This window comes from Haloimpatiens lingqiaonensis (assembly GCF_901447495.1).
Classification (GTDB): domain Bacteria; phylum Bacillota; class Clostridia; order Clostridiales; family Clostridiaceae; genus Haloimpatiens; species Haloimpatiens lingqiaonensis.
Genome location: NZ_CABDWS010000013.1, coordinates 1 through 12,247 on the forward strand (window position 1 = coordinate 1; position 12,247 = coordinate 12,247).

General features: G+C 30.3%; 10 protein-coding genes and 1 tRNA gene. 2 read left to right on the plus strand and 9 right to left on the minus strand.

Annotation, left to right across the window (positions count from 1 at the left end; translation table 11 throughout):
- The first annotated feature begins 254 nt into the window (after positions 1 to 254).
- Positions 255 to 860 carry a flavin reductase family protein gene (locus FGK85_RS04065; RefSeq protein ID WP_138203967.1) on the plus strand — a complete coding sequence of 202 codons (606 nt, stop codon included), beginning with the start codon at positions 255 to 257 and terminating at the stop codon, positions 858 to 860.
- Positions 861 to 1,062: 202 nt separating this feature from the next.
- On the opposite strand, the gene FGK85_RS04070 is transcribed toward FGK85_RS04065, so the two are convergent.
- The 4 genes from FGK85_RS04070 to FGK85_RS04085 all read right to left on the minus strand — a co-directional run bounded on the left by FGK85_RS04070 (position 1,063) and on the right by FGK85_RS04085 (position 4,419).
- Complete coding sequence (locus FGK85_RS04070; protein ID WP_138203969.1) at positions 1,063 to 1,440, minus strand: NifB/NifX family molybdenum-iron cluster-binding protein; 378 nt, start codon at positions 1,438 to 1,440, stop codon at positions 1,063 to 1,065.
- A gap of 332 nt (positions 1,441 to 1,772) precedes the next feature.
- The gene (gene lexA, locus FGK85_RS04075; protein ID WP_138203971.1) at positions 1,773 to 3,230 is read right to left on the minus strand and encodes a transcriptional repressor LexA; all 1,458 of its coding nucleotides are present in this window, start codon (positions 3,228 to 3,230) and stop codon (positions 1,773 to 1,775) included.
- Positions 3,231 to 3,335: 105 nt separating this feature from the next.
- Positions 3,336 to 3,590, minus strand: a complete 255-nt coding sequence (locus FGK85_RS04080) for a GIY-YIG nuclease family protein (protein WP_138204055.1) — start codon at positions 3,588 to 3,590, stop codon at positions 3,336 to 3,338.
- 163 nt (positions 3,591 to 3,753) lie between these two features.
- Positions 3,754 to 4,419, minus strand: a complete 666-nt coding sequence (locus FGK85_RS04085; protein ID WP_138203973.1) for an FMN-dependent NADH-azoreductase — start codon at positions 4,417 to 4,419, stop codon at positions 3,754 to 3,756.
- 175 nt (positions 4,420 to 4,594) lie between these two features.
- Between FGK85_RS04085 and FGK85_RS04090 the strand changes: the two genes are divergently transcribed.
- Positions 4,595 to 5,488, plus strand: a complete 894-nt coding sequence (locus FGK85_RS04090) for an MBL fold metallo-hydrolase (RefSeq protein ID WP_138203976.1) — start codon at positions 4,595 to 4,597, stop codon at positions 5,486 to 5,488.
- A 163-nt stretch (positions 5,489 to 5,651) separates the two neighbouring features.
- Here the strand turns inward: FGK85_RS04090 and FGK85_RS04095 are convergent, their stop codons facing one another.
- The 5 genes from FGK85_RS04095 to selD all read right to left on the minus strand — a co-directional run bounded on the left by FGK85_RS04095 (position 5,652) and on the right by selD (position 12,241).
- Positions 5,652 to 6,221, minus strand: coding sequence for a nucleotidyltransferase family protein (locus tag FGK85_RS04095; RefSeq protein WP_243122799.1), 570 nt, complete (start codon positions 6,219 to 6,221; stop codon positions 5,652 to 5,654).
- Between the two features lie 133 nt (positions 6,222 to 6,354).
- Positions 6,355 to 6,451 (minus strand) — tRNA-Sec (locus FGK85_RS15260).
- Between the two features lie 1,042 nt (positions 6,452 to 7,493).
- Positions 7,494 to 9,410, minus strand: coding sequence for a selenocysteine-specific translation elongation factor (selB, locus tag FGK85_RS04100; RefSeq protein WP_138203978.1), 1,917 nt, complete (start codon positions 9,408 to 9,410; stop codon positions 7,494 to 7,496).
- A gap of 352 nt (positions 9,411 to 9,762) precedes the next feature.
- Positions 9,763 to 11,145: an L-seryl-tRNA(Sec) selenium transferase gene (gene selA / locus FGK85_RS04105; RefSeq protein ID WP_138203980.1), complete on the minus strand. Its 1,383-nt coding sequence runs from the start codon at positions 11,143 to 11,145 to the stop codon at positions 9,763 to 9,765.
- 64 nt (positions 11,146 to 11,209) lie between these two features.
- Complete coding sequence (gene selD, locus FGK85_RS04110) at positions 11,210 to 12,241, minus strand: selenide, water dikinase SelD (RefSeq protein WP_138203982.1); 1,032 nt, start codon at positions 12,239 to 12,241, stop codon at positions 11,210 to 11,212.
- Positions 12,242 to 12,247 lie beyond the last annotated feature (6 nt).

Here is a 12,247-nt window from a genome sequence, read left to right on the forward strand (position 1 = left end):
GTATAATTTCTTTAATTTATTATTAATGGGAACTCACTATATAAACAGATCTCTAACCTTCAGATGGAGTTTTTATACTCCATCTGAAGGTTAGAGATCGTTATCCAGGGACGTAGCTGCCGTTATATCTCCCACTTTGTTAGAAGTGGGAGTGTTACGGCAGCTACGTCTCTGGAGAAATATTTATAGAAAATTAATCCCATGTGAATTATAATAGTATAAGTGTAAAAATTGAAACTAAGTGAGGTATATAAATGAGTAAAAAAATTTTTAAAGGCAGTGCTATGTTAAATCCTGTACCTGCCGTGTTGATAACTTGCAAAAATAAGGAAGGAAATGTTAATGTTTTTACTGTTGGATGGATAGGCACAGCTTGTACTAAACCTCCTATGATTACTGTAGCCATACGACCTGAAAGACTTTCATATGATTATATAAAAGAAACCCAAGAATTTGTAGTTAATTTACCATCAAAATCTATGGTTAATATAGTAGACTTTTGCGGGGTCCGTTCCGGAAGGGAAATAGATAAAATAGAAAAATTTAACCTTAAACTTTCTAATTCTGAAAATATCAATGTGCCTATACTAGAGGATTGCCCTGTTTCATTGGAGTGTAAAGTAAAATCAATAACTCCCCTAGGAACTCATGATCTTTTTTTAGCTGAAGTACTGGCAGTTCACGTAGATGATAGTTTAATAGATTCTAATGGTAAAATTCATTATGAAAAAGCTAATCTAATAAGTTATTGTCATGGAGAATATTACCCAATGCCATCAAAATCTATAGGTAAATTTGGTTTTTCTGTGCAAAAGAAGAAAAGAAAAATAAGCACAGGAAAAAAGCATACATGTAAATAAGTAAGAGGTACTAGGTAAGAAGTAAAAAGTAAGAGATAAGGATAAAACTCAAAGAGTTTTTTATAATTAATTTGTGAAAAGTAATAAGTAAGAGTTGTGGTGAAAATTCAGCAAAGCTGAATTTTTTCAAGAACTCTTACTTATTACTTTTTACTTCTTACTTGCTACTTCTTGCTTCCTACATTCTCAACTCCACATAGTTTTACTTAAATTTTTTAATTGAAGCATGATGTTCATGTGAATGATGATGATTGCACATAACTTTTTTATCTTTTAAGCTTCCTTCTAAATATGCTTTTGCCAGCTCTTCTATTTTACCAGAAGCTCCCCTTACAACTTTAAATCCCTTTTGTATTAACGGATCATAAGCGCCTTGTCCTATTCCCCCTGCAATAACCACTTCTACTTTTTCACTTTCTAAAAATTCTGCAAGCCCCTCATGATTATGCTGTAAAGCTTCTGCAGAAACTTCCTTAATATCCACTACTTCATTTCCTTCTGTAGTTACTATGGCAAATTTTTCACTTTTACCAAAGTGTTGATTTAATTCTTCATTTAATTTTGGCATTGCAATTTTCATAAATTATCACCTCATACTGAATTTTTTATATCCCAAGCTAAAAAAATCATTTATTTATAAACAGAGCTCTAACTTTCAGATGGAGTTTTTACTCCAACTGAAGGTTAGAGCTCGTTATCCAGGGACGTAGCTGCCGTTATCTCCCACTTTGTTAGAAGTGGGAGTGTTACGGCAGGTAGTCATCGGATAAATTAGCTTCCATACATTAAACTTATATTTTTTACGATAAAAAGTCAAATTTTATCCAAAAATTTCAATTCACATATTGCTTGTTCGGATTTGAAAAAACTATAAAAAAAGATTTTGCATATAATCCTGCTAATACATTATCTTTAAATTCTCCTTATTATTCCTACTGCTTTACCTAAAATAAATATTCCCTCTTCATTAACAGGAATTGGACTGTATTTTTTATTTTCAGGATTTAAGAATACGCCTTTTTTACTTATACTAAGTCTTTTCAATGTGGCACTTCCAGATATATTAGCTGCAACTATATCATTATTATTTACATCCATTTGCTTATGTATCACCACAAAATCTCCATCATTAATATTGGCATTTATCATACTGTCCCCTTTTACCTTCAATATAAAACAATCCTTAAGTCCTTTCATCCACTGTTTAGGAATAGAGAAATTACCTTCTAAAGACGGATCTATATATATTGGTTCTCCTGCTGCAATATTTGTAAATACAGGAATTTTGGTTACTTCATCTTTACTATATTCTAAAACCTCTTCTTCATGGTTAACTACTATTTCATCAGAACTTGAATAATCTTTCATCATGGTAACATTTGTTTTATGCCTCAAATCAAAGTATTGGAACTTCTCAAGAGCATCTATATTTTTAATCTTTCCGCATTGCTGTTCCGCATCTTGCATTTTATCCATATGTTTTTTATTCTTTAAATTAAATTTCTTAACTTTTTCTTGAAATACTGATGTATACAATCTTCCATTTTTCATAAATGGACAATATACAGACTCTCCATTTTCTATGTTAAAAGCTAATGTTAAACTTGAATAAGTCTCACCTTTCAATAAAGCCTTTAAAAAATTCCACTGTAAATATGTAAGTCTCTCACATCCATCCACTAAAATATGAACAAATCTTGGATTTAAATCAGCTTCCTTAGCAGCGTAAACCAGCATATCTTCATAGCTTACATAGAATAATTTGTCCATTTCTTTTTCATATAAATTTTTAACTAAGAAAATTCCTTCCCTGGCCTTACTACTTTTTCTAAGTCCATTGTGTTTTGGAGCCTTTTGATAACTGTCTAAATCTTCATAATTTAAATTTTTAATCCACCTTATTTCACTTAAAATAAGTTGTACTTTATCCTCTTTAAATATCTTAATTCTCTTATAGTTTTCCTTAACCTTATTAATGCATTTTTCTAATATTTCTATTTCTATATTTTCATCCTTTAATATCTGCAATTTTAAATTATTTCTAACTTTATACTTAATAAAATATTCTTCTGCTAAAGCATCAATTTTAGATACAGTGGGCTCCTTAGATAAGGAAGTTAGCAAAGTATCATAACTATGTTTATTGCTATTTTCCATGTTTTCATAGAAATATTTTATATCTTCTAAATTTTTATCCTTAACTGCAGTAAAAAGTATTTCATCCTTTTGTGAAAAACAATAATTATTTTTTATATATAATAATCTCTTTATTAAACTTAAGTTTTTTTCCTCTGATTCCTTTGCACTTAAAAGTGTTATTTTATTATTCTTCCATTTTATAAATTTATCATAAATAGAACCAATTCTCATACCAGTTTCCTCCCATGAAGGTTTAATTATCTAACTCTAAGATTTTAATTCTCTGAAGAAACTAATTTATACTCTAGTATAAAGCCGCATCTTAGCTAACAAATTCTAAACCTCTATATTTTTTCTCATAATTAACTCTAGTTTCTCTTTTCTTTTCATTTGTTTTATTTTATACTCTCGCTTTAAAGCAGAGGACTTGTCCATACATTCTTCAAAATACACTAATTGTACAGGTAATCTACATCTAGTATATTTTGCCCCCTTGCCATTTAAGTGAGCTTTCAATCTATTTTCTAAATCATTTGTCCATCCTGTATATAAAGTATCATCAACACACTTTAATATATAAACATAACACATAAAAATTCCTACCTTAGTCTTATTCATATATAATTTTACTTTACTCTCATTTACCCACCCAAGAGCATGGCTTCATGCTTAGATATGTTTTTTTAATATTATATCATAAAAAAAGACTGTAAACCAATTACGTGCTTAGTCTACAGCCTCTTTAAATTCCTATTTATTTTTTAAGTATAGGCTCTCTAGAAAACTTTTTAACTATCCCTTCCATTTCTTCATAAGCCATTTGGAGAGCTTTATCTTTCCCTACCTCTGGCATATCTACACCTTCAATTAGTACCTTTTGAAACTTTGTTATACCTAAAAACTTAAAAATGTCGTGAAAGTAATCTACGCCATGATTTACATTTGCCCCCAATATCTTAGGATAAATGCCTCCTGATGATTGGATATATACCATATTTCTTTCTTTATTCTCCAAAAGTCCCTCTACATTTTGTTGTGAAATTCTTATAAGTTTATTATTAAGCATTATACAATCCAAATATCTTTTAAGTATTGATGGAAAACTTACACTCCACATAGGTGCAGCAATTACATATGTGTCTGCACTTAAAAATTGATCGCTTAACTGATTCATTCTATCTACAGCTTTTTTGTCATATTCAGATAGTGAATCATATTCGGCACCAGTAACTAATTCTGCCCTTCCCTTAAAATATTTATAAATTGGTTCTGGTATATACTCATTGTATAAATCCAGCTCTTCCACTGTATAATCAGTATTTTCCGCCATAAAGCGGTTTACAAAATATCTTCCAGCAGTCTTACTAGTAGACATATTTTCTGGCTTTGAATTTACGGAAATGTATAATAATTTTTTCAAAAAAATCACCTCCAAGTTATACACTTATTTTTTACACAATATAATAATTTATACCCATAAAAATATCTCTACATCTGAAATTGATTATATTCCTATGTGCTCACTTGTATTTTTCATAAATCCTGTGTTATCATTATTTTTAGATTTTTAAAACATATAAAAAGGAAGTGTCAACATGAATTTAAACAAAATAAAGGGCAATACTTATTACATAGATTCTCCTACTAATATAGGAGTGTATACCTTCAAAAACAAAAATTGCATACTTATAGACACAGGAATAAACAACTCTTCAGCTAAAAAAGTAAATGAAGTGCTATTAAATAATAGCCTTCATCCTAAATACATAATAAATACTCATAATCATGGAGACCACTGCGGTGGAAATACATTTTTTACAGATAACTATCCAGGTTGCCAAGTGTTTTCTTCAGCTAATGAAAAGTTATATATAGAAAATCCATATATATATTCATCAATACTTTATACCTCAAGTCCAATAAAGCCACTAGCAAATTCAGCTAAACCTTGCCCTGTGGATTTTATTTTAGATGAAGGAATAAATAAAATAGGTGATGATAAATTTGAAATAATTTCATTAAAAGGACATACTGTAGATCAAATAGGAATTATAACTCCTGAAAAAGTATGTTTTCTTGGGGATAGTATATTTAGTGATGAGATTTTAGACAAATACTCTCTTCCTTATTTAAACAATATAGAAGAAAGTTTAAGTACCTTAAATTTTTTAAAAACTGTAGAAGCAGACTTTTTCTTGCCTAGTCACAGTGAAAAAGTCTTAAGCAAAGAAGATTTATTAAATTTAATTGATAGAAATATACAAAACCTTCAGGATTATATAAATTTATTTCTAGAACTATTAGACCAGCCTCTAACTAAAGAGGATTTAGTAGAAAACTTATGCATACTAAAAGACTTGCAAATAGACTTTAAAGCTTACCACATAACCTACTCTACAGTATCTGCTTTTTTAGCTTATCTATATAATAAGGGCTTAGTAGATTTTTCTGTGGAAAACTTTAAACTTTATTATTTTAAAAAATCTTAACCCTGACACATTTGAACCACCACCGAGACAAGCAACAGAGGTTTTCGGGTATTTTCATAAATAATAGGGCTGTTGCACTAAGAATAAATACTATGATATATTTTGCTAAAATTAAAATTTCAAGACAATATATCATATATAAATTCTTTAATACAACAACCCATTATTTCTCAATATTATACAATAATTTTTCTGTTCTATTTCTAACCTGTTCTGGAAGATTTCCTTTTAAGGCACTATTTATTAAATTAATATTATTGAGCCCATTTTTCAATAAATAATGCTCTATAATACCAACCTTATATTCTCTTCCCGGAATTAATTGATATATAATATACCAATCCTCCAAAGACGTTAAAGGAATACATTCCCCTTTAATATTTTTTATTGCAGTTATAGATTTATCATCAAAGCAATACTGATATTCACCACTATTATGCTTAATAATAAATCCAGCCATAATATCTATATCTACACCTTCTACCACATATTCATAAAAATATTTTGTTGCATAAGTATCTGTTTTTTCTCTTAACTTTTTTCTTCCCAATCTTTTTAAAATCATATCCACTTTTTCTATATCTTTTATATGAACTAATATATCTATGTCATTAGGTTTATCTATTAATCCATAATTATTTAAAACTACAGATGCTCCCACTGCCCATAGAATTTTTTCTTTATTTAATTCTTTAGCTAAATTAACTAATGTATGAAATAAAATTTTTTTCACCCTCTAAATAAATTTTTTTAAAAATTACTGCACAACCATCGTACAACTTTTTTAATGAATTTATTAAAAAACAACAAAACCTACAAGCCTTGTAATCCTTGATATTACTTGCTTGCAGGTTATTTATCTTTATTGGCGGGAGTATGTGAGAATCGAACTCACCCGTCGAGGTCCTACCCCGGCAACACGGTTTTGAAGACCGGCAGGCACACCAGCACCTATCTACCCCCATATATATACTTTTTTCGTCAAATCACGAGTTTCATTATATCATAGAGAAAACGTTTTTTCAACTATTTTTTATAAATGAAAATTTTAAATTCAATTCCTTTTTCCCTAAGGCAGTTGTTTGTATAAATCTTAATTTGTAGTGGAGAAAAGGTAAGAAGTAGGTAAAAAGTAAGAAGTAATAGTTAAAGATAATTTTTCTTAATTGCATTACGAAAAATTTTAGAATTTAAATCTTTTATTGACAGTAGCCATACTAAATATATAAATATCAGATATCAAATATCAAATATCAGATATCAAATATCAATTAATGTGGATTTTCTTCATTTTATTCAGAAAATCTTTAAGTTAGAAAAAGAAAGGTATAATAATATTTTTAGACAGAGCCGTTCTTTTAGTGTTCAGCCTCCAATCCCCAAATGATTTAGTGTAATTCTTAATTTTTAGGCGCTAGGAATATATATGTACTAGGTACTAGGTGCTAGGTGAGGAGGGATTGATATTTGATATTTCTATATTTCTGTGGCTACCGCCAATAAAAGATTTTTAAAGCGCTAAAAGAAAAGTTATACTTACTTCATTTCTATACCTTCCTAGTAACTGGTTAGTACCCAGTACTTAAAAAAAATTAGTGTTTAAGGATTGTTGACTAAAAGAACGGCTACGCCAAAAAAATATTATGAGCGCTTTCTTTTTTATAATTAAAGATTTTCCGTAACGAAGTGGAGGAAAATCATCCTTTAGTAGGTCGCCCCCCCACAAAGTAAGTACTCTGTAACTGAAAAATCTGCTTTTAATGGAGTGATAAATGTGAAATTTAGGACTATTGAACTAGCCTTAGAACTTCTTTATTTGTCCATTTAAAGCACCGTTAAGAAGTTTTCATTGTCTGAGCGAGGAACGAGTGAGTTTGAAAACTTTAGGGGCTTTAAATGGACAAATATTAGAAGTTCTTGGCGTATTGTTCACAGTCCAAAATTTCACATTTATCACGGAATTAAAAGCAGATTTTTCCTATAGCACTTACTTCACAATATATTTTTACTGTGCTTTATATAAAACTCTCTTGCTATCTACTCTTCTAGTAAGCTTTTCTCCATCAAAATACTCAAGAAGAGCTACCACATATTTTCTGCTAGTATCTAAAATCTCCCTAGCTTCTCCTGGGGTTATGCTTCCATTTTCTTTCATGTAGGCAATTATTTTATCTTTGGCCTCTTCATAATTGCTCTTAGAGAAAATGCATTCTTCATCAGTTTTAACCAAATCACCACTTAATATAAGTGCTTCAAATACAGTTTTAAATTCTTCCTTTTCCTTTTCTTTTTCCAGTAATTCCTTAAACTTAGGTGGAGTATATTTTCCATTTTGGTATTCCTTTAATATTTTATCCTTTAATTTTTCTTGTACTTCATTAAATTTTATTTGGAAACCATGGGCAGATATGTACTTACCGTGCACATCAATGATTTCATTTTTTACAACCATATCCAATAATTCATCATATATTTTTTGCTTTAGACCTTTTCCAAAAATCTTTTCTTTTATTTCTTCTTTTGATAATCCTGGTCTTAGTGGATATTTTGAATGATAGTCCTCTAAAATTTCTTGAAGCCTATCCATGCTTCTTTGCAAAAATTCTTTGTGTACATATAAAGGTTCACCTAATGCAGTTAATTTTACCACCTTATTTCCTTCCACTAAGGCATCTATTTCCTCTTGAAGACTCTTTTCATTTTTTCCCAAAGCCTTTACAATAGCTTTAAAATCCGGGAAATTAGAACTTAACTTTTTAATAGTTGTTTCTATTATGCCACCTACCTGACCACTTTCCTTTAATTTTAATTCTTCTATATATTTTTCATCAAATCTCTTGGCTTTAACAGCCACTGGCTCAATTATACTGCCCCCACCTATGGTATGCATAGGAGAGTAACTTCTTATTACAAATCTATCATTTCTTTGAGCACACAGTGGTTTTTCCAATCTAAGCTGCACATAAGCCTCTTCTCCTGGATTAACTTCTTCCTTATCTAAAATTACAACCCTACATAAAATTTCTTCTGTCCCATGGTATAATCTAACCCTTTGCCTATTTTCCATTGGTCTATCTGCACTTTTTAAATAGTAAAACTTAGTATCTACCATATAAGAAGGTTCCATGACATTTTCCTTAGAAATTACATTTCCTCTTTCTATTTCATCCACCTTTACATTAGCTAGGTTTATAGCACATCTTTGACCTGCATCTGCTTCATCTACAGACTTTTCATGGACTTGAAGTCCCCTTATTCTGGTCCTTATCTTAGATGGATATATCTCCACGTCCTCGCCAACTTTTACTTTTCCGCTTATAACTGTTCCAGTAACTACTGTTCCAAAGCCGCTTACAGAAAACACTCTGTCTACAGGCAATCTAAAGTGACCTTCCGTATCCTTAGATTCTACCTCTTCTGTGGCATTATCTATAGCTTCTATAAGATTATTAAAACCATTTTTGTTTTTTGAGGATACAGGATAAATAGGTGCATTTTCTAAGAAAGTACCTTTAAATTCTTTTTTAATATCTTCTGTGACAAGCTCTATCCATTCCTCATCTACCAAGTCACTTTTAGTAAGAGCTACTATGCCCTTTTTTACATTTAGAAGTTGAAGTATTTCCATGTGTTCTCTGGTTTGAGGCATAATACCCTCATCTGCAGCAATTACTAAAACCACTATGTCTATACTGCTTATGCCTGCTAACATGTTTTTTATGAATCTTTCATGTCCTGGCACATCTATAATTCCCGCTCTTCTTCCTGAAGGTAAGTCAAAAAAGGTAAATGCAATGTTTATGGATATACCTCTCTCCTGTTCTTCTTTCAGCGTATCTGTTTCTCTTCCTGTCAGTGCTTTTATAAGAGTTGTTTTCCCGTGATCTATATGTCCTGCAGTGCCTATTATTAAGTGCTTCATTAAATCACTCCTATTTTTGAATTGTTGAATTATAATTAGCTCAACTTCCGCATATAAATTTTAAGCGCTACATTAGCTGAATAAATGTTCTTAATTTAGAATTTAAAATATAAATTTGTAAGTTAGACCAAGTAAGAGGTAAAAAGTAAGAAGTAAAAGTGAAGGATAAAACTCAAGGAGTTTTTTTATAATTAACTTATTACTTCTTACCTATTAGCTTTTTACTCTTACTTCTTATCTATTACCTATTACTTACCTGCAAATTTTATATTTTTATTTTATAACTGCAAAAGTTGAATTAATAATTATTAACTATTAGTTATTACTTATTACTTCTTACTTATCAACCTAACTACTTCATAGTTAAAAATGCTTCTACTATTGTATCAAAATCCCTTTGGAACATAGTCCTTAAATCCATTATAACTTGATTATTATATACTCTAGTTACTATTGGAGTTTCATTCATTCTCAAATTATATTCAATTTGCTCTGGAGTAAACTCTTCACTAGTAATCTTTATTACATAGGTTTCTATTTTTTCTGTAGGCATAGAACCGCCACCTACCATAGAATAATCCTCTTCTATATGAAAATTAAAATTCTTAACCTTATTTCTTAGCTTCCTTTTTAAACTTTCTGCCTTTTTCTTTATGGTTTCTTTACTGCTTAAAAGCATATTTAGTGTAGGTATGTTCTCTATAGCTTCCTTTTCATCTAAATACAATTTTAAAGTAGCTTCAAGGGCAGCAAGGGTCATTTTATCTATTCTAAGAGCCCTAGTTAATTGATTTTTTTTCATTTTATCTATGTACTCTTTCTTACCTACAATTATGCCTGCTTGTGGTCCTCCAAGCATCTTATCTCCACTGAAAGTAACCACATCCATGCCCTTTTTCAAACTTTCTTGAACCGTTGGTTCATAAGTAAAGCCATACTTAGTGTAGTCTATTAAAACACCACTGCCAATGTCTTCATAAACAGGTACATTATATTTTTTTGAAAGCCCTACTAATTCTTCTATGGAAACCTCTTCAGTAAAGCCTAATATTTTAAAATTAGAAGTATGTACTTTTAATAATACTCCTGTATTTTCATTTATGTTATTTTCATAGTCATAAAGATGAGTCCTATTGGTAGTTCCCACTTCTACTAATTTAGCATTACTAAATTTCATAACTTCTGGAACTCTAAAAGAACCTCCTATCTCCACTAGCTGGCCACGAGATACAATTGCTTCTTTTCCATTACATAAGGTATTTAAAACAAGCATAACTGCCGCAGCGTTATTGTTAACTACCATAGCAGCTTCTGCTCCAGTTATCCTAGTTATAAGTTCTTCTATATGACTATATCTAAGACCCCTTTTTCCCTGTTCTATATTGTATTCAAGATTATTATAATTCATAGAAACATTGTTTACCGCTTCTACTGCCTGATTACTTAATAATGACCTACCTAAATTGGTATGTATAACAGTACCTGTAGCATTTATAACTTTTTTTAATTTAGGAGAATTATTCTTTTTCATAAGCTTATTAAAGGTTTTCAAAATTTCTTCCTTTGAAATACTTTCTATCTTATCCTTAAGAATTAAATCTCTATAGTAATCTATAGTTTCTCTAAGAGTGTCTATAACTAAAGTTCTCATGGTACTCTTTAATTCTTTTTCTACAATTTCTTCTTTTAAAAGTTCATCCACCTTAGGCAAATTTCTCAAAAGTTCTCTGTTCATATAATCAGTTCCTTTCACTTATCTCCGCGTAAATTAAACTGCTTAAGTTATATGTTTATATAATCTATTCTACTACTATATATTCTCCAGTAAATGGAATAACCTCTCCTACTATAGCTGATTTAAGCTCTAATTTATTTAGTTCACTTAACATCTCATCTGCTTTATCTTTAGGAATAGATACTAAAAGTCCACCAGAAGTTTGAGGATCAAATATAATATCTTCAAGCCACTCTGGTACATCATTTAATTTATATTTTCCATCTAGATATATTCTATTGTTATAAGCTCCTGCTGGTACTAATCCCATTTGAGCATATTCCTTAGCTTCTTCTATGTAAGGAACATTATCTTTTAAAATTCTTATGGTCTTATCAGAACCACTAGCCATTTCATATATATGACCCATAAGTCCAAAACCAGTTATATCTGTACACGCACTTATAGGATATTTAACCACTATCTCTCCAGCATATTTATTTAATGTAGACATATTTTTAATGGCTTTTTCATAAGCTTCTTTTGAAGCTAAATCTGCCTTTATAGTTGTATTTATTATTCCTACACCCAATGGTTTAGTCAATACTAAGACTTCTCCATCCTTACATCCACAATTTTTTAAAACCTTTTCTGGATGCACAACACCTGTAACAGATAGACCGTATTTAGGTTCATCATCTTCTACAGAATGACCTCCTACTACCACTGCTCCTGCTTCTAGTACTTTATCTGCTCCCCCTTTTAATATTTCTCCCAATACCTCAATAGGTAAGCAGTTAGGAAAACATACTATATTTAAAGCTACTGTAGGTTGTCCACCCATAGCATACACATCACTTAATGAATTTGCTGCTGCTATTTGCCCAAAAGTATATGGATCATCTACCACAGGGGTAAAGAAATCTAAAGTTTGTATTATAGCTATATCATCGCTTAACTTATAAACCGCTGCATCATCGGATGTTTCAATGCCAACTATTAAATTTTTGTCACTCATTTTTGGTAGCTTATCTAAAATTTTTGAAAGGGTCTCCGGCCCTATTTTAGCTGCTCATCCAGAGGTTTTAGTCATTTGTGTTAGTCTTTTGTTGTTCATAATTAA